This is a genomic window from Actinomadura montaniterrae (assembly GCF_008923365.1).
GTDB lineage: Bacteria > Actinomycetota > Actinomycetes > Streptosporangiales > Streptosporangiaceae > Spirillospora > Spirillospora montaniterrae.
This window is the reverse complement of sequence record NZ_WBMR01000094.1, coordinates 1-17,871: the sequence shown is the minus strand read 5'-3', so window position 1 is coordinate 17,871 and position 17,871 is coordinate 1. Positions and strand designations below refer to the sequence as shown.

Sequence of the window (17,871 nt, the reverse complement as noted above, 5' to 3'; positions counted from 1 at the left end):
GCATCAATACGCACCGGCCTACTGATTAGGCGATTTGATCTCTGCATCACGGGCCGCGTCTCGCGCCTGCGAGATCTGCAACTGAGCATCCGAGTTCAATTGGTCGAGGCTTCCGTAACCGTTCCTCGCCGCCTCGCCGGCGAGGAATCTAATATAGTCGTCACTCTTGCCGCTGGAAATCGCGGCCTGCGCCGACATGGCCTCCGCAGAATTGTGATGAGCGGATTTGAAGGCGGAATCGATTCCTCCCGACAGCAACTCACCGACGCCAGGGACCGGTATCCGGCCGGCGACGTTCCCCACCACCAGGTTCGTAACCTTGTGATATCTCTCCAGAGATTTGTTGTACTGATCGTCTACTTTACCTCCGGCTTCGGTCAACGCCTCTTCTCTCCCGTAGTCGAGAGTGCCCAGAACGCGCGCGGTCGCGTCCAGATTGAAAGGCGTTTTCGGTCCGTGCATGGTGGTATGAGCGTGCAACTGCTCGGCGGTGTACACCGCGGCATAGTCGTTCGGATCCTTGGCAAGGTCGGTGAGAACGCGACGATAGTTGTTCGTATTCCCGTCGAGGTTCCCGCCGACGAACTCGTCGTGCACATCCTTGATGTCGTTGGCCACCACGTTGCCGATGTGACCACGCAGGCCATCCGGGATATGGCCGTCCAGTCCGCCCGAGTCGATCGGTTTGCCGATGGTCTCGATCGTGTGGCGGGCGATCTCGGCGGAGGCCGGATCCGTGGCGGCGTTGGCGGTCGCGGACTCCAGGGCGCCGCCGAACATGCCCATCGCCGGCGGCTGGTAGTTCTTCGGCATCGCCGGTTCGCTGAAGTCGAGGGGCCACCGGCGCTGGGTGAGGAAGTAGTCGATCTTGCCGTGGTCGGAGAAGAACTGCCTGGACGCCTCGGGGTTGTCGGCCATGGCGCGCATGAGACCGTACATGGGGTCGTTGCCTGCGCCGTTACCGTCGCTGATGTTGAGATGCAGGTGGCCGTTCAGTCCGGTCGGGCTGTTCTGCTGCCAGATTCCGGGGTGGCTCTTTTCGAAGCCGTACAAGTCCCCACCGACGTCCTTGAGGAAGGATGTCGAGTAGTGACCGCTGCGCATGAGGTTTCCCAGGATCTGGTAACCGTACGGCTGATAATCGCGCAGACCGATGTCCATTTTCTGCTTGCCGGCGGCTTCGAGTTGCTTCACCCAGGCGTCCGGGACGTGCTGATGGTTGGCCGGGTCAGTTCCGGCCGCCAGCGCCGTACCCATCTGGCGCTGGAGATCGCCCAGCAGCGCGGTACGTTGCTTGTCGCCGCCGTATGGGTCCATCGTCGAGAGGACCCCGCCGAATCGGAGGGCACCCTGCGGGCCGAGATCGTTGAGGAACGCCGTGGCGAACAAGGGGTTGCCCGAGTTCTGCTTGAGCAGGTCGTCCAGTTCCTTCAGCTCGGCCTTACTCAGGATCGGAGCCTTCTTCGCCAGCTCCGCCGCTCGCTTGGCCTGGGCTCCCAGCTTGGCGTCGTTCGCCGCCTGGGTGTCGGCGTCCGGCATGGCGACACCCCATTTGCGCAGCTGCTGAGCCGCCGCCTGGTCCGCTTTGGTCGCGCGATCGACCGCATCCTTGATCAGCTTCGCGATGTTGTCGACAACGCCCTGCATTTCCTTCTGGCGCTGCGCGGCGAGGTCGGACTGGCCCGCCGGCACGGGGATCTCCGGAGCGGTGACCTTGGAGCCGTCGCTGGAGACCGTCACATTGCTGCGACGGGCGGCGTCGAGCGCACTGTGCAGCTCCCGTTGGGCGCTGGTGATCTCCTCCGAGAGGGTACGGAGGACCCCGGCCACCTGCCGCATCTCATCGACGGCGTCCGTCGTGGCCTGCTCGACGTTTCCGCAGTGTTTGGCCGCGGCCTGCGCCGCCGGCCCGGCCCACACGTCTGGACGCTGCATCGGCCGGAAGACCTGGGAGGTCAGATGTCCGGCCTCGTCATCGAGTTTCGCCGCGCAGTGACTCCACGACTTGGCCGTCTCGCTGAAGAGTTCCGGCTTGGCCTTACGTAGCTGGTCGAAGCTCACCATGACGCGTCACTGCCCCCCGACCTGCCGGACGTGGTGAATAACGCGCTGCTCCGCCTCGTGATAATGCTGCACGGACGTGTGCAGCTTGCTGCCCACATCGGTGGTCTGGCTGCCCAGCTTGCCGATGTTGCCGGCCCAAGCCGTCGCGCATTGCGACAAAGCAGCGGCCGACTCCCAACCGCCATGGCCGGTGACCGCTTCACGCGAGGGTCCTTCGATCACCTTCGACAACTCGGCGATGCGCTTGCCGATCGTGTCCGCCTTGCCTGCGATGCCGGTCAGTTCGCCGCGATGGACCCGGAACTCGATCCCGTCGGCGGTCACCATGGGGGTGGTCATGCGTGTTCCTCTGCAGTTCCGGAGCGGAGACGATGACGCCGCCGACTCACGATTCCACTCGGTTCGGTCTCGCACTACGGCGAATCTCCGTCGGCACCGGGCAGGCTTCGGTCAGGTCGACCGCACGTCCGCCTCCAACGAGCGGGAGACCGCGCCGTCGGGATCCGGCGGAATCTTTCCGCTACTGGCAAGACAAGTCAAGTCTCAGTCAACAATCCGACTGGGCTGAGCCCGTTACCTCCGCCTTTGCCGTTCGGACGACGCCGCAGACCGTCACCACCTGCACCGAGAGCCCGTTCGAGCGAACGGCAGCGCGGCCGGCCATGCACCAGGTCCGTCCTCGCCTGTCCTTCCGGCCACGCCCCAGTGTGCGATCTTGAGATCACGCAAGCCGACCCGGCTCACTACGAGAGCACTAGTTGCCGATCGCCGTTATCGTTACTTGATTTTTCGCTGGCGGGTGGCCGGTGGTGGCGATGAAGAGAGTGTTGTTTCCGGCGGCGATCCAGAAGGGTTTCCCTTTCAGTAGGGGCTTTATGTCGGTCGTCTTCGCTTGGCCGACTGTCGCCACCTTGATCTGCCCGTTCTCTTGAACTTCGTATGCCCGGGTGCCGTCGAATGCTGCCTCCCGTAATTCCTCTGAGAGGTTCACGATCGAGGGGTTGTCTCCGCTGGTAGTCGTGATTGTGAAGTAGTGCTTGCCTTGCCGCGTGAACGGGAAGATCATGGTGGTGCTCACCGTTACCAGCGGGGAGAGCGGGCCCCAGATGTCGTGAGACTCGGCTTTGTTCCGCACGGTTTTCACCCGGCCTGAGGGATCTTGAATAATCAGGTTGTGCGAGCCCTTTGTGACTTGTTGTTCGAATAGGCCGTAGCCGTCGTCGTTGATGCCTACGAACCTGTCGTTTGCGGATGGGCCGGAAGGTTCATCCGGCGCTAGCGCGCTATGGTGCCATGTGGGTTGGCCTGTGGCGGCGTTTACTGCGACGACGGCGTCTTGTGCGCCGCATGTGACGGGGACGGAGAGCCAGTTCTTGCTGACGTATCGCTTCGTCTCAACGCTGCTGGGCTGGGTCAATCGGGATGTGTCCGGTGTGCAGCCGTAGAGTTGACGGCGGCCGATGTTCCACTTCGTGCGCCCGGTCAGGCCGTCGACGCCGCTGATGGTGTTGGTATCGATCGAGACCACGGGGATGGCTGCGGACGTGGCCAATGCTTGAAGTTCGTCGGAGTAGGGGATCCAGGCGCCGGATGGCGATGGCGATCGCCAAGTGACCCGGCCGGTGGGTGCGTGAACGCTGAACCAGCGCCCGTTGCGCGTGGCGATGACCACCTGCTGCTCGCTCACTGCGAAGGCCGCGACTCCCGAGCGGTCAATGGAGGCGCTGCGCCACACGGTCGCGCCAGTGCGGGCGTTGAGCGCCTCGACGTCTTGGGACGAGGCCGTTACCAGGACCCCTCCGACCAGGGTCAGGTCTCTGATTTCGCCCGCTTCGGGAGCGAGGGCGAGGGTTCTCGTCCATGCGGCGTGCCAGTGGCCTGGTGTGGGGCCTGTGGACGTGATCGGGGCGACGGACGGGACCGTGGTCGGCGAATTCCTGGAGTCGCAGCTGGATACGAGCGCACAGGCCAGGAACAGCACTGCTGCTTTGCGAGGCTGAACCGGCATCAGCGCCCTCTCTGCGGTCGGTTTCAGCGGAGGGGAGACGGCCCGCTGAGATTCCGCGGAATCTTTCCGTGGGGCGCAAGACGAGTCAAGCCATAGTCAGGACAGCGGGCGGAGCGTGCCGCTCCGTCGCCGCGTCGAGGCGATGCGGTGCTACCTGGGAGGAGTGGCTCGGTGAGCGTCTTCGATTTCGGGACGTGAGAGAGCGCCTTTGGTTCGGTGTTAATCTCGCGGCGTATCGGACGGACGGCTCGTTGTGGTTTGGGGGCTTGAAGGTTGGCTGAGGGTTCGCGGCCGGAGTTCGTGGCTCCTGATCAGGAGTTGGACGGGTCGTACCGAGAGGCTCAGGAGGCGGATGGCGGCGGCGAGGCCGCGCCAGAGGTCGTCGCGCCGGAGCCGGCTGCGGAGGGCTCAGAGCCCCTCTCAGGCGCTGAGGGGACGGCGCGGGGGTCTGCCCTCGGGTGGCTGAAGGCTCGGCCGCGAGCAGCGATCGCTGGGGCGGCTGCGGCGGTCGTCGTGGTCGGTGGAGCGGTGGTTTGGGGCACGTCCGGGTCGGATGAGAAGCCCGCGCCTCGGATTCACTTCTCGGCGTTGCCGGCGGCGTGCCAGTCGCCGTCCACGGCCGTCGTGTCCAAGTACATGCCGGCGGCGGAGAAGCCGACGCCTGACACCGGTGGGGTTTCCGGCGGCCAGCAGTACGCGGCCTGCGATTGGCGCGAGCCGCTCAGCGCCCAGAAGGGCAAGACGCTGATTTCGCGGCATCTGCGGGTCGCGATGCGGTTGTTCGTGGGTACCTCTGGGCTCGCCGATGCGAAGTCCGAATACCAGTCTGCCTGGCGGACCTCTAAGCAGGGAACGGTCACCGACAGCGTCGGATCGATCCACAACGAGGCGCCGATCCTGACGCGTGGACTCGGCGACGAGGCCTTCCTGCACCACAGCGTGACCACGACCGCGCTCGGACGCAACGGCACCACGAGAATGGTCGTCCGGACGGAGAACGCCGTCATCACCGTCGACTTCGACGGCGCCACCTACCCGCTCGACCACGACGGCGTCGCGGTTCAGAAGAAAGCCGTCCCGCTGGACGAATCGGTGACGCGCGGGGCCGCCCAAGCCGTCGCGCGCGACGTCACCACGGCGTTGTCGTCCTGCAAGACCTGCGTGCGCCGCTGACCCAGGCCGGCCACCGACCGGCCCGGGTCCGCAACGCTCACTCGGGAGGCGGCGCCAGGTTCGGGTTGGGCGGTCCCTGCGGCGCGGGAGGCGCCATGTTCGGTCCGCTCTGAGGCGGCGCCAGATTCGGGTTCGGCTGCCCCTGCGGCGGCCCCTGGAACTGCTGCCCGCCGCCCTGCGGAGGCAGCGGCTGGCCGCCGGTGTTGCCACCGAAGGACGGAGGCGTCCCCGGCTGCCCCATCGGCTGAGGCCCGTTCGGGAAAGGCCCCGACGCGTACGGCCCGCCACCCGCGCCGCTCGGCTTCCGGCGCCGCATCACGATGAAGAGCCCGGCGCCGACCAGCACGACGACGACCACGATCCCACCGATGATCAGCGGCCCGTTCGAGCCGCCGGAATCGCTGCTGTCGTTCTTCGTCGCGGGCGCCCCCTGAGTGCCGCCCCCGCCGGTAGAGCCCTTGACGGCGAGCTTGTCGAGCCGCGCGTAGACGGGGTTCGGGGCGGTCTGCGAGACGTCGTTCTTCAGCGCCCGCGGAATGCTGATGACGCCGTAACCGAGTTGGTCGTCCTTGCCCGGCTTACCGAAGTCCTTCGCCGTGTTGGTGAGGACCTGGACCGCCCGGCGCGCCGTCATCTGCGGATACTTGCTGCGGAGAAGCGCAACGGCTCCGGACGTCAGTGCGGTCGCCTGGCTCGTCCCCTCGCCGTTGTTGTAGACGTGCCCCGTCTTGCCCATACCGCCGACGCCGGCGCCCGGTGCGGCGACCGTGACGTAGTCCTGCCGTTGGGTGTGCTCCCACGGTTTGCCCTGGTGGTCGACGGCACCGACCGCGAGCACGCCTGGACAGGAGCCCGGGATCTCCACGTCGTTGTTGTAGTCGCCCGAGTTGCCGGCGGCCGCGACGACCACGACGTTCTTTTTGTCGGCGTATTTGAGAGCCTCGACCATTTTCGGCGGGCAATGGTTCGGATAGACAGCGGACGACGCTCCCTGCGAAAAGTTGATCACCTTGGCGCCGTGGTCCGCCGCATAGCGGATCACGGCGGACGTGGCGTCCGGTGAAAGACCCGGTTCGTGCATCGGGAGGATCTTCGCTTCGGGGGCGATGCCGTAGAACCCGCTATGCGTGCCACGGGACGCTATGAGGCTGGCCATGGCGGTGCCGTGCCCCTCCTCGGGGTCCTGATCCTGCGTCGCATCATCGGACGTGGGCTGCCCGGACGCGTTGAAGGCCTTGCCCGGTACGATGGCGTCCCTCAGGTCGGGCAGCGAGGCGTTGACCCCCGTGTCGACCACCGCGACGGTCACGCCGGCGCCCTTGCTCTGGGGCCACACGTCCGTCCTGATCCCCCAGGAGTCGAACCACCACTCCTTCTGCTCGACAGGTCCCGCATGGGCCGCGGTCACCGGCCCGAGAGCCAGGCCCATCGCGGCCGCCGTCGCCGCCGCTTGGATCAGCCGTCGCATTGTCCTATCCCATCCAGATGCGGAAAGGGCGGACGGAGGTTCAGGCCCCCGTCCGCCCTGTTCATGTCGTCGATACCGCGGCGATCAGCCGATCACCGGAGGTGCGGTGTCATCGTCGGCGCCCCAGACGTCGTCGTCCTCGGACAGCCAGGTGGTGCGCTCGCGCTCCTCTTCCTTGCCGTTGCCGTGGCCGCCGTGGCCCATGGGCATGCCGCCGCCCATGCGTCCGGCGCCGGCGCGTCCGGCCGCACCGGCCGCACCGCCCAGGCCGCCGCCTGCAGCGCCGAGACCGCCCGGAGTCGCGCCGAAGCCGCCGAGACCGCCACCGGCGCCCGCACCTCCGCCGAGACCACCGGGGTCGGCGCCGAAGCCGCCACCGCCGCCTCCGCCGAGGCCGGTAGACGGAAGACCTCCGCCGCCACCGCCGCCGGGGAAGCTGGACAGGTCGCTGCCGAGGCCGCCTCCGCCGAGGCTGCCCCCGCCACCGTGGCTCCCGGGAAGGCCGCCGGGGTCGCTGCCGAAGCCACCGCTACCGGAGCCGCCGCCCGGAAGGTGCGGACCGCTGTTGGCCGCGGGCGCGAACGGGCTGGACCCGCCGGAGCCGCCGGAGCCGTACTTGCCGAGGCCGCCGGGGTCGCTGCCGAAGCCTCCGCCCGCACCACCGGCGCCTCCACCGGGCATGCCGCCACCCCCGCCGCCGAAGCCGCCACCGCCTCCGGAGCCGGGGCCACCGGGACCACCCGGGTACGTCGGCTTGTCGCTCAGCCCACCGTGGTCCTCAGGAAGGTCCTTGGTGATCTGGGTCGGGTGCGCGTTGAACGCTTCGCCGGTGCGGTTGAGGAACCGCTGCATCAGTTCCCGGCCGTGCTTGTCGTCCCCGCTGGTGTGGATGAGGCCGTCGCTGGCGTCCTGGCCGGCCTGCTTGTACCAGTCGAGGATCTGGGTGCCGTACCAGGTGTAGGTCGAGGCGTTCGTGTGGCTGCTGTTCGAGAGATTGATCGAGGTCGCGTGGACCTGCTGGAGCTGCGCGACCGCCTTCTTGGCCTCGTCGCCCTTCCAGTGCTTCACCAGCGTCTGAGCGAACCCGCGGAGCGCGGTGCTCATCTCCGCCAAGGCGTCCGCCGCGTCGGAGTAGGCGGTGCCGGCCTCTTTCACCGGCTCCGAGTTGATGCTCGACAGCTTCTTCTTGACGTCGTCGAGGCTCATCCCGTCGGCAGTCGGCTTAGACCACGACTGGGAGCCGCGGATGACGTAGTACTCCTGGCCCATGGCTGTACCTCCCTCCGTTCGGCGGTCTACTTGAAGTTGGCGTTGCCGCCGGGGTTCACGCTGTTGACCTGCTGCTGGGTCTTGCCGTGGGCGGCCTCGTAGCCGTCCGCGGTCGCCTTCAGCTTCTCGATCACGCCGTTGTAGGCGTCGGTGATGTTCTTGATGTACGTGCCGAAGCCGTCGCGCGACTGGTTCGCCAGGTCGACGAAGCTCTCGCTGCCCGGGACGCCGCCGAGGTTGCCGGTCGTGATGGCGATCTTCTGGACCTTGGCGAGACGCTGCTGCCAGCCGGTGAACTCGCTGTGCATCTTGCTGGCGAGGTCGCGGAGCTCCTTGGGGTCGACCTCGTAACCGTCGTCGGCCTCGATGCCCCACTTCTCGTCGTCGGGCTGGGAGCCGCGCGGGACGGCGTTGGAGGGGTCCGTCGGGCTCTTGGCCGGGACACCGTACTGGTAGTAGAGCTGCCGCTGCTCGTACTCCGGAAGGTCGTTCCACTCCTGCTGGGTCAGCCCGTGCTGGGTCTGGACCTGCGTGTACTCACCGGCGCCAGTCGTGTAGGTGTAGTCGATCTTCGCGAGCGCTTCGGGCGGCAGGTTGTACTTGCTCATAGCTCATCCTCCTGGCGAATGGCCTCCGGACCCCCCTGGCGCGCCTACGCCGTGCGGCCCGGGCGGGGCGGCACGACGTAGGCGGTCCAGCGGTCGTTCAGCCCCAGATGCCCTGGTTGCGGCGCTCCGCGGCGCTGTAGTTGCTGTGCGCCTCGCCGATGACGACACCGAGCTGGTTGAGGACCTGGCCCATGTGGGCGGCGGCGGCGTCCCACGTGCGCTTGGCCTCCCAGTAGGCGCCCTGGGCGTCGCCCTCCCACTGGGAGAGGTGGCGCTCGAGCTGCGACTCCAGGTCGTGGAGCTCGTCGGTCAGGGCGCGGTAGGCCAGCGAGAAGTCGGCCTGCGCCTGCTGCATGGTGCCGAAGTTTGCCTTGGTGTAACTGTCGCTCACGTCACGAGTCCTTCGCGTTCAGGGGGTCGGCGGGTGGGAGGGGCGATCAGGTGCCGCCGTTGAGCAGCTGGTTGATCTTGTTGACCGCGTCGGTCTGCTCCTGCTCGGTCGACTCGTACGTGATCTTCGTGTGGGTCAGCTTCTGGTGCATGCCGTCGAGGGCGGTGCGCACCTTGTTCATCTCGGTCTGGAACTCGTTGAAGACCCGGTCGAACGACACCGCGGCGTTGCCGGCCCAGCCGGACATCAGCGACGACTTGTGGCTCTCGAGCTGGCTCTGCAGGCCCTTGACGATGTTCGCGGAGTCCTCGATCCGCGTCGCCGCCTGCTGCATTGCGTTTCTGTCGACTGCGGACTGTCCACCCACAGTGTCACCTCCGTTTGCGAGTCTGTGGCGCCGCGCCGCGGGAGCCGCAAGGAGCCGGCGCGCGGCCTGCCCGGGGAGCACTCCTGAGGCACGAAATGTCAGCGATCATAGGTCGTATGTCCCGCCTATGTCGACGTGAATGATGATCTAGTGGTTCATGGCGGGATGGGAATATTCACGTGATCTACATCACACCGATTTCGGACGGTCCCTTCGTCAGCCTCCGGCGGTCGGAATGGGCTTTCGGGCCTGTGTCGGGTCCAGCGCGGGGCCCTGCGGGATGAGGTGCACCACGCTCGACGGTACCGGGGCGGCCTTCTTCGCGTCATAGCCGAGCTTCTTCGCGACGTCCGCCGACGGCAGCGCGAACCGGATGCCCTGGTCGTTGACGAGCGACAGCGACCCCGAGCCCTCGGTGGTGGTGGACGAGTCGCCGCCGCCCGGCACGAGGCTCATCAGCGCGGCGCCACCCGGCGGCAGCACCATTTGGTCCACGGTGCTGGACCCGCCGGCGGAGCCGGACCCGAGCACCCCGGCGGACGGCGCGGGCAGCGACCCGCCGACCGTCAGGTGCGACGTCGACGACCCGACCGGGAACACCGAGCACAGCGGCGTCGACGGGTCCCACTTGACGAACTTCGGCAGCGTCGGCGGCAGGTTCTGGTCCAGCAGCCGGGTCTTCGACGTGATCTGCTGCGCGGACGACACGTCGGTGTCGACCGGCCGGACGCTCGCGCCCGGGTAGGCCTGGCTCTCGTTCGGGTCCAGCAGCAGCAGCTGCGCCTGCGTCGCGTTGATCTGCGACAGCCCGTCCTGGAGCATCACGTACCAGAGCGTCTGCCCGCTCGCGCCGGTCTGCGCCCGGAACACCTGGCCGACCCTGGCCTGCCCGCCGCCCGGCCCGGACACCGTCGTGCCGCGCCCGGGGACGTTCGGGGCGCCGAAGCCGCCGGCGGACGGGATGGCGTTCAGCCACTTCGGCGGGACCTGGGCGGCCTCGGGGCCGTTCGTCAGGACCGACACCTGGTTCGGCGGCAGCGACAGCTGCATCCGGTGGTCCTTCCAGATGACCCACCCGACGCCGCCGGACTGCACCACCAGCGCCTCGCCGTCGCCGAGCCCGCGGCCGCCGACGTCGCGGCCGGCGGCGAGGGCGGTGAGCTGCTGCGGCACGCCGTTCGCGGCCTGCGTCTCGCGCACGCACACCGACCACGGGCCGCGGATGAGCTGGTCGCTGCCCGGCAGCGAGTCCGGCGCGCCCTGGATGCCGATCATCGCGCCGCGCTCGAACCCGTCCAGCGACTTGCGCGACACCGTCCGGCGGGAGACGTTGTCGGAGTTCAGCGCCAGCATCGCGGACGCGTAGTTCGCGACCGGGAACATCTTCTTGGTGTTGGCGTCGTAGATGTACTTGGTGCCGGTCTCCTTCTCGATGATGAGGACGCCCGGCTGGTCCAGCCCCTTCGCGCCGCCCGGCGACAGCACGCCCCAGATGCCGAACACCGCGACGACCAGCAGCCCGACCATCACGCCGCCGAACGCGGCCGCCGACAACCGCCGCATCGGCGACTCGGCGACGTCGGGCTCGCCCTGCAGCAGCGCGAGCCCGACGCGCTGCGTCATCAGCCGGTGCGCCTGGTAGAGATCCCGCCGGCTCTGCATCAGCGCCTCACCCGGCCAGCCCGCGGACGCGGGAGTAGACGTCCAGCACCGCGAGCGCCAGCGGGATCAGCGAGATCATCACCAGGACGTCGAGGATGTCGCCCCAGCGTCCCCAGAACGGGGTCGGCTTGTGCGTCGGCAGCCACATCGTCACCCCGACCACGACGCCGACGAGGACCAGCAGCGGGACGAGGGCGGCGGCGAGCGCGACGAGCTGGCTGCCGTGGACCGCGACCCCGATCACGGTCAGCACCAGGCCGAACAGCCCGACGACCAGCATCCAGGCGCGCTGCGACACGCCGCGGAAGACGCGGGCGCGCAGCAGCAGCGACACCGACATCACCGCGCTCGTCGCGGGCCCGGCCCAGCCGTCCGAGCCGAACAGGAACAGCATCGCGCCCGCGGCGACGAGGGCGATGGACGCGATGAGGCCGGTGGAGAAGCGGTCCGCGGCGGCGGTCCGGGCGAGCACCATCCGGCCGTCGACGGTCTCGGTGTCGCTGCGCAGCTCCTCCGCGCTGGCCGGGACGGGCGGCAGCGGCACCCGCGCCAGCTTGAACGACAGCGACGGGACCGCCGCGATGAACATCATCACCAGCACCGCGGCGACGGCGGCGATCCCCGCGGCGGGCAGGTCGTCGAACGCGAACCCGACGCCGGAGCCGACCGCGCCGACGAACGCGGCGAACGCGACGCCGAGGAACACCGGCAGCCCGTCCGCGACGCCGAACGCGGCGATGATCGCGGCGAGCGCGGCCACCCCGAACCCGGCGAGCAGGTGCGGGGCGCCGAGGTCGGCGAGCTCCGCGCCCTTGCGCGCGGGCGCGAGCGCGCCGGCGAGGAACGCGTACGGCAGCGCCGCGTAGCCGAGGACGACGCCGGCGCCGGAGTCGGCGAGCGCCCGCGACAGCGCGATCGCGACGACGAGGGTCAGCAGCGCGATCAGGCCGGCGGCGGCCGCCGGGATGATCCACGGCGGGCCGGACAGCGCGATGACGACCGCGCCGACGGCCAGCGCGACCCCGGCCGCGCCGAGCCCGAACGAGCGGGTCGTCGTCGGCCGCCAGCGGTCCGAGCGCTCCCGGATGCCGGTCGCGATGACGTCGGCGACGTCGTCGAACGACATCTCCGGCAGCTGCGCCATCCGCGGCCGGAAGTAGAGGATCTCGCCGTCCCGGACGCCGAGCGCGCTCGTCGTCTGCGCCGGGTCGAAGGGGTTGCCGTCCAGCCGCTGCAGCACCCACCCGGAGTGCGCGAGACCGGCATCGGCCATGTTCTCCCCGGCGGCCCGGAGGAGGGTCGGCAGCATGTGCGCGAGCGGCACGTCGGCGGGCAGGGACACGTCGACGCGCCGCCGCGGCGCGACGATGGTGACCCTGCACAGTTCGGTTGTGGCGGGGGAATTCACGGGAGCTCCCGTCCTCCAGGTCAGATCGCGGGCTGGATCCGATCGACGCGCAGCTTAGGATGTGACGTCCGATTACGCTAAATCAACACCAAACTCCACCAACCCGCGGGTCGGTCGTGCTCCCCGTCGTCGTCCGGCCGCCCTCGGGACGCGTAGGCCCGCGGAGGGAACCCCCAGGTGAGCACGGAACTCGTCAAGCGCAAGGAGCGCCGGAAACCGCCCCCTGCCCCGAAGGGCGAGCTGCTCCTCGAGTCGCCCCCGGAGATCCCGGAGATGCAGAGCGGCGGCATGCAGGCCGTGCTCACCTACCTCCCGATGGCCGTCATGCCGGTGATGATGGGCCTGATGTTCGTCGGCGGCGGCACCAAGTCGCCGATGATGATGATCAGCAGCGGCGGCATGGCGCTGGCCATGGGCGGCATGATGATCGGGCAGCTGAGCCGCGGCTCCGGCGAGCGCAAGTTCAAGCTGAACGGCGCCCGCCGCGACTACTTCCGCTACCTCAGCCAGGTGCGGCGCCGCGTGCGGCGCGCCGCCGAGCAGCAGCGCGAGTCGCTGGAGTGGAACAGCCCCGCCCCCGACTCGCTGTGGTCGCTGGTGATGAGCGCCCGGATCTGGGAGCGCCGCCCCTCCGACGCGGACTTCGGCAACGTGCGGATCGGCGCCGGCCCGCAGAAGCTCGCCGTGCAGCTGATCCCGCCGGAGACCAAGCCCATCGAGGACCTGGAGCCGATGACGGCGGGCGCGCTGCGCCGGTTCGTCCGCGCGCACTCCACCGTCCCGAACCTGCCGGTCGCGGTGTCGCTGCCGTCGTTCGCGCGGATCCTGCCGATGGGCGACATCGACGCGGTCCGCGGCATGGTCCGCGCGATGATCGCGCAGCTGACGGCGTTCCACTCCCCCGACGACATGCGGGTCAGCGTGTGCGCGTCCCCGGACGCCATGCCGCACTGGGACTGGGTGAAGTGGCTGCCGCACTCGATGCACCCGACGCTGACGGACGCGGCGGGGCCCGTCCGGCTGATGGCGGGCAGCCTGTCGGAGCTCGAGCGGATGTTCGGCACCGAGGTGAAGGACCGCGCCCGGTTCACCCCCGGCCTGTCGCAGAACGACCTGCCCTACCACGTCGTCATCGTGGACGGCGGCGCCGTCACCCCCGACTCCCAGATCGGCTCGGACGGCATCGAGGGCGTCTGCGTGATCGACCTCACCGGGCACGTCGCGCCCACCGCCGACAACACGATGCTGCGGCTGCGGGTCGCCGCCGACAAGATGGCGATGCTGCGCCGCGACCGCACCGGCAAGGACGTCGCCAGCTCCCTCGGCAAGCCCGACCACTACAGCTACGTCCAGGCGGACGGCCTCGCGCGGCAGCTCGCGCCGCTGCGGGCCAGCGCCGCCGCCGGCGCCGAGCTGGACGCGCTGTCCGCCGCGACGACGCTGACGACGCTGCTCGGCGTCCCCGACCCGACCCGGATCGACCCGCGGCAGGCGTGGCAGCCGCGCGCCCCGCGCAACCGGCTGCGCGTCCCGATCGGCCTGGACGCCGACGGCCGCCCCATCGAGCTCGACATCAAGGAGGCCGCGCAGGGCGGGTACGGCCCGCACGGCCTGTGCATCGGCGCGACCGGCTCCGGCAAGTCGGAGCTGCTGCGCACGCTCGTCCTCGGCCTGGCGATGACGCACTCCTCGGAGGTGCTGAACTTCGTCCTCGTCGACTTCAAGGGCGGCGCGACGTTCCTCGGCATGGACGGCCTCCAGCACGTCTCCGCCATCATCACCAACCTGGAGGACGAGCTCCCCCTCGTCGACCGCATGTACGACGCGCTGCACGGCGAGATGGTGCGGCGCCAGGAATGGCTGCGGCAGGCCGGCAACTACGCCTCGCTGCGCGACTACGAGAAGGCCCGCGAGCAGGGCGCCGCGCTCAAGCCGATGCCGACCCTGTTCGTCGTGCTGGACGAGTTCTCCGAGCTGCTGTCCGCCAAGCCCGACTTCGCCGAGCTGTTCGTGATGATCGGACGCCTCGGCCGGTCCCTCGGCGTCCACCTGCTGCTCGCGTCGCAGCGCCTCGAGGAGGGCAAGCTCCGCGGCCTCGACACCCACCTGTCGTACCGGATCGGCCTGCGGACGTTCTCCGCGATGGAGTCGCGGGTCGTCCTCGGCTCCCCCGACGCCTACGAGCTGCCGCAGGCGCCCGGCAACGGCTACCTGAAGATCGGCACCGAGTCGCTGACCCGGTTCCGCGCCGCGTACGTGTCCGGCGCGTACCGTCCCGAGGAGGAAGGGGCGGCGCAGAACGGGCAGCAGGGGCCGCGGCAGCTCGCCCAGATCGTCCCGTTCACCCCCGCCTACGTGCAGCCGCGGATGCAGGAGCAGCCGCAGCAGCAGCAGCGGCAGGCCAAGGACGACGACGGCCCGCAGATCAGCCTGTTCGACCTCGTCGTCAAGCAGCTCGCCGGGCACGGCCCGCCCCCGCACCAGATCTGGCTGCCGCCGCTGGAGGACCCGTCCACCCTGGACCAGGTCCTGCCGAACCTGCAGCAGACCCCCGAGTTCGGCTTCACCACCGCCGGCTGGGACGGCCGCGGGCAGCTGCACGCGTTCGCCGGCATCGTCGACAAGCCGTTCGACCAGCGCCGCGACCCGATGTGGCTGGACCTGTCCGGCGCCGCCGGGCACGTCGGCGTCGCGGGCGCCCCGCAGGCCGGCAAGTCGACGCTGCTGCGCACCCTCATCACCTCCCTCGCGCTCATGCACACGCCGCAGGAGGTGCAGTTCTACTGCCTGGACTTCGGCGGCGGCTCCCTCGCCCCGCTCGCCGACCTCCCGCACGTCGGCGGCGTCGCCAGCCGCCTCGACCCCGACCGCGTCCGCCGCACCGTCGCCGAGGTGTCCGGGCTGCTGGAGTCCCGCGAGCGGTTCTTCACCGAGCGCGGCATCGACTCCATCGCCACCTACCGGCGGCTGCGCGCCACCGGCCAGATCCCCGGCGACGGCTTCGGCGACGTGTTCCTCGTCGTCGACAACTGGCTGACCGTCCGGCAGGAGTTCGAGGCCGTCGAGACCACCATCACCGACCTCGCCGCCCGCGGCCTCGGTTACGGCATCCACGTCGTCGCCGCCACCAACAAGTGGTCGGAGTTCCGCCTCACCATCCGCGACCTGTTCGGCACGAAGCTGGAGCTCAAGCTCGGCGACCCGTACGAGTCGGAGATGGACCGCAAGCTCGCCGCGAACGTCCCCGAGGGCCGCCCCGGCCGCGGCATCACCCGCGAGGGCCTGCACTTCCTCGCCGCGCTGCCCCGCGCCGACGGCCGCCCCTCCTCCGAGGACCTCGCCGACGGCGTCAAGCAGCTCATCCAGACCGTCCAGGCCGGCTGGCAGGGCCGCCCGCCCGCGCCGCAGGTCCGGATGCTGCCGGACGTGCTGCCGCTCACCTCGCTGCCGCAGGTCGCCGAGACCGGCAAGCGGATCCCGATCGGCATCGACGAGGACACCCTGTCGCCCGTCCTGCTGGACTTCGAGAACGACCCGCACTTCGTCGTCGTCGGCGACAACGAATGCGGCAAGTCGAACCTGCTGCGCGTCATCGTCGACGCCGTCAAGGCGCGCTACACCCCCGACGAGGCCCGCATCATCATGCTCGACTACCGCCGCGCCCTGCTCGACTCGGCGGAGAGCGACCAGGTCATCGGGTACGCGGCGTCGTCGACCGCGGCGGCCGGGCTGATGAAGGACGTCAACGGCGCCCTCGTCAACCGGCTCCCCCCGTCCGACCTGACGCCCGAGCAGCTGCGAAACCGGTCCTGGTGGAGCGGGTCGGAGCTGTTCCTCGTCGTGGACGACTACGACCTCGTCGCCACCCCGTCCGGCAACCCGCTCGCGCAGGTCGCCGAGCTGCTGCCGCAGGCCCGCGACATCGGCATGCACCTGATCCTCGCCCGCACCATGGGCGGCGCGGGCCGCGCCATGTACGACCCGGTCATGCAGCGGCTGAAGGACATGGCCAGCCCGGCGCTGATCATGTCCGGCAACAAGGACGAGGGCAACCTGTTCGACGTCCGCCCCGGGCCGCTGCCCGTCGGCCGCGGCACCCACTCCGACCGCCGCGCCGGCAAGCGCCTCATCCAGACCGCCTTCCACGGCGACGTGCAGTAGCGGCCTTCCTCCGAAGAGCCCCGGGCCCGCGCCCGGGGCTCTTCGCGTTCCGCGGCGCTTGACTTCAAGTTCACTTGAAGTCCCAGCATGGCCGCATGCCCACCGACCTCATCGCCGCGCTCGACGCCGCCGACGCCACCCCCGCCGCGACCCGGCTCCGCGCCCGCACCTACCACCTGCTCCGCACCGCGCCCGGCGCGCACGTCGCCGACATCGGCTGCGGCACCGGACGCGCCGTCGCCGAGCTCGCCGCCCGCGGCGTCCGCACCACCGGCATCGACCTCGACCACCAGATGATCGAGGCCGCCCGCACCCGCCACCCCGACGCCGACCTCCGCGTCGCCGACGCCCGCGCCCTCCCGTTCCGCGACGCCGAACTCACCGGCTACCGCGCCGACAAGGTCCTCCACAACCTCCCCGCCCCCGCGCACGCGCACGCCCTCGCCGAGGCCCGCCGCGTCCTCGCCCCCGGCGGACGCATCGTCCTCTGCGGCCAGGACTGGGACACCCTCGTCATCGACTCCGCGTTCCCCGACCTCACCCGCACCCTCGTCCACGCCCGCGCCGACGAGATCCCGTCCCCGCGCGCCGCCCGCCAGTACCGCGGCCTGCTGCTGGACGCCGGCTTCCAGGACGTCGCGGTGGAGGTCCACACCGCCGTGTTCACCGACGCCGCCGTCCTCCCCCTGCTCACCCGCCTCGCCGAACCCCGCCTCGCCGACGACTGGCTAGCCGACCAGCAAGAACGCACCCGAACCAACCGCCTCTTCGTGGCCCTCCCTCTTTTCCTGGCATCCGCCACCAACCCTTGAGACCCACGAATTTCCTTCAGGCCGATGGCAGGTGCTCTGGGGCGATAGAAGGCTCTCTGGGCCCGTGGCAAGTTCACCGGATCCGAGGCGGGTTCACCAGGCCCGAGGCGGGTTCACCAGGCCCGAGGCGGGTTCACCGCGCCCGTAACAGTTCTCCGCGCTCGTAGCAGGTTGCCTAGGCCGACAACGGGTTCTCTAGACCGATAACAGGCTCTTCAAAGTCGATAGCAGGTTGCTCCAGGCGCATAGCAGGTTCTCCAGATCCATAGCAGATTTCTCCAAGGCCCATAGCGGGTTCTCCAAGGCCGATAACAGCGAATGGGTGTTCGGGTGGTGGGGTGGCGCTTGCGTACGGGGCCGCCCCTCCAAAGTCAAGGGCGCCTTCGGCGTCGCTACGCGATGGACTTCGTCCACCCTTGACTTTGGAGCCTCTGCGGCCCCTGGGCAGGTGATGGGGGCAGGCTCCGCCTGCCCCGCCCC

At 69.5% G+C, this 17,871-nt stretch carries 13 protein-coding genes; 3 read left to right on the top strand and 10 right to left on the bottom strand.

The window, feature by feature from the left end; all coding sequences use genetic code 11:
• Positions 1-18 precede the first annotated feature (18 nt).
• The 3 genes from F9B16_RS27700 to F9B16_RS27690 all read right to left on the bottom strand — a co-directional run bounded on the left by F9B16_RS27700 (position 19) and on the right by F9B16_RS27690 (position 4,072).
• On the bottom strand, positions 19-2,064 hold the full coding sequence (locus F9B16_RS27700) for a DUF6571 family protein (protein ID WP_151543143.1): 2,046 nt from the start codon (positions 2,062-2,064) through the stop codon (positions 19-21).
• Between the two features lie 6 nt (positions 2,065-2,070).
• Positions 2,071-2,403, bottom strand: coding sequence for a hypothetical protein (locus tag F9B16_RS27695; RefSeq protein ID WP_151543142.1), 333 nt, complete (start codon positions 2,401-2,403; stop codon positions 2,071-2,073).
• Between the two features lie 415 nt (positions 2,404-2,818).
• Positions 2,819-4,072, bottom strand: coding sequence for an outer membrane protein assembly factor BamB family protein (locus tag F9B16_RS27690; RefSeq protein WP_151543141.1), 1,254 nt, complete (start codon positions 4,070-4,072; stop codon positions 2,819-2,821).
• A 624-nt stretch (positions 4,073-4,696) separates the two neighbouring features.
• Between F9B16_RS27690 and F9B16_RS27685 the strand changes: the two genes are divergently transcribed.
• The gene (locus tag F9B16_RS27685) at positions 4,697-5,245 is read left to right on the top strand and encodes a hypothetical protein (RefSeq protein WP_151543140.1); all 549 of its coding nucleotides are present in this window, start codon (positions 4,697-4,699) and stop codon (positions 5,243-5,245) included.
• Positions 5,246-5,282: 37 nt separating this feature from the next.
• On the opposite strand, the gene F9B16_RS27680 is transcribed toward F9B16_RS27685, so the two are convergent.
• The 7 genes from F9B16_RS27680 to eccD all read right to left on the bottom strand — a co-directional run bounded on the left by F9B16_RS27680 (position 5,283) and on the right by eccD (position 12,418).
• Positions 5,283-6,713: a S8 family serine peptidase gene (locus tag F9B16_RS27680; protein WP_151543139.1), complete on the bottom strand. Its 1,431-nt coding sequence runs from the start codon at positions 6,711-6,713 to the stop codon at positions 5,283-5,285.
• An 84-nt stretch (positions 6,714-6,797) separates the two neighbouring features.
• Positions 6,798-7,982, bottom strand: coding sequence for a hypothetical protein (locus tag F9B16_RS27675; protein ID WP_151543138.1), 1,185 nt, complete (start codon positions 7,980-7,982; stop codon positions 6,798-6,800).
• A gap of 26 nt (positions 7,983-8,008) precedes the next feature.
• Positions 8,009-8,590: a WXG100 family type VII secretion target gene (locus F9B16_RS27670; RefSeq protein ID WP_151543137.1), complete on the bottom strand. Its 582-nt coding sequence runs from the start codon at positions 8,588-8,590 to the stop codon at positions 8,009-8,011.
• A gap of 97 nt (positions 8,591-8,687) precedes the next feature.
• Positions 8,688-8,981 carry a WXG100 family type VII secretion target gene (locus F9B16_RS27665; RefSeq protein WP_151543136.1) on the bottom strand — a complete coding sequence of 98 codons (294 nt, stop codon included), beginning with the start codon at positions 8,979-8,981 and terminating at the stop codon, positions 8,688-8,690.
• Between the two features lie 46 nt (positions 8,982-9,027).
• The gene (locus tag F9B16_RS27660; RefSeq protein ID WP_264159802.1) at positions 9,028-9,348 is read right to left on the bottom strand and encodes a WXG100 family type VII secretion target; all 321 of its coding nucleotides are present in this window, start codon (positions 9,346-9,348) and stop codon (positions 9,028-9,030) included.
• A 216-nt stretch (positions 9,349-9,564) separates the two neighbouring features.
• Positions 9,565-11,010: a type VII secretion protein EccB gene (gene eccB / locus F9B16_RS27655; RefSeq protein ID WP_151543134.1), complete on the bottom strand. Its 1,446-nt coding sequence runs from the start codon at positions 11,008-11,010 to the stop codon at positions 9,565-9,567.
• A 7-nt stretch (positions 11,011-11,017) separates the two neighbouring features.
• Positions 11,018-12,418: a type VII secretion integral membrane protein EccD gene (gene eccD / locus F9B16_RS27650; RefSeq protein ID WP_151543133.1), complete on the bottom strand. Its 1,401-nt coding sequence runs from the start codon at positions 12,416-12,418 to the stop codon at positions 11,018-11,020.
• Positions 12,419-12,595: 177 nt separating this feature from the next.
• Between eccD and eccCa the strand changes: the two genes are divergently transcribed.
• Together eccCa and F9B16_RS27640 are read left to right on the top strand one after the other, a co-directional pair.
• Complete coding sequence (gene eccCa, locus F9B16_RS27645; RefSeq protein ID WP_151543132.1) at positions 12,596-16,579, top strand: type VII secretion protein EccCa; 3,984 nt, start codon at positions 12,596-12,598, stop codon at positions 16,577-16,579.
• Positions 16,580-16,674: 95 nt separating this feature from the next.
• Positions 16,675-17,391 (top strand): methyltransferase domain-containing protein, encoded by a 717-nt coding sequence (locus F9B16_RS27640; protein WP_151543131.1) that lies wholly within the window; start codon positions 16,675-16,677, stop codon positions 17,389-17,391.
• The last annotated feature ends 480 nt before the right edge of the window (positions 17,392-17,871 follow it).

What these genes read in the sequence shown, in the direction of transcription:
- F9B16_RS27700 (WP_151543143.1), bottom strand. Translation starts at nt 2,064, where the DNA reads ATGGTGAGCTTCGACCAGCTACGTAAGGCCAAGCCGGAACTCTTCAGC.
- F9B16_RS27695 (WP_151543142.1), bottom strand. Translation starts at nt 2,403, where the DNA reads ATGACCACCCCCATGGTGACCGCCGACGGGATCGAGTTCCGGGTCCAT.
- F9B16_RS27640 (WP_151543131.1), top strand. Translation starts at nt 16,675, where the DNA reads ATGCCCACCGACCTCATCGCCGCGCTCGACGCCGCCGACGCCACCCCC.
- eccB (WP_151543134.1), bottom strand. Translation starts at nt 11,010, where the DNA reads ATGCAGAGCCGGCGGGATCTCTACCAGGCGCACCGGCTGATGACGCAG.
- F9B16_RS27670 (WP_151543137.1), bottom strand. Translation starts at nt 8,590, where the DNA reads ATGAGCAAGTACAACCTGCCGCCCGAAGCGCTCGCGAAGATCGACTAC.
- F9B16_RS27680 (WP_151543139.1), bottom strand. Translation starts at nt 6,713, where the DNA reads ATGCGACGGCTGATCCAAGCGGCGGCGACGGCGGCCGCGATGGGCCTG.
- F9B16_RS27675 (WP_151543138.1), bottom strand. Translation starts at nt 7,982, where the DNA reads ATGGGCCAGGAGTACTACGTCATCCGCGGCTCCCAGTCGTGGTCTAAG.
- F9B16_RS27690 (WP_151543141.1), bottom strand. Translation starts at nt 4,072, where the DNA reads ATGCCGGTTCAGCCTCGCAAAGCAGCAGTGCTGTTCCTGGCCTGTGCG.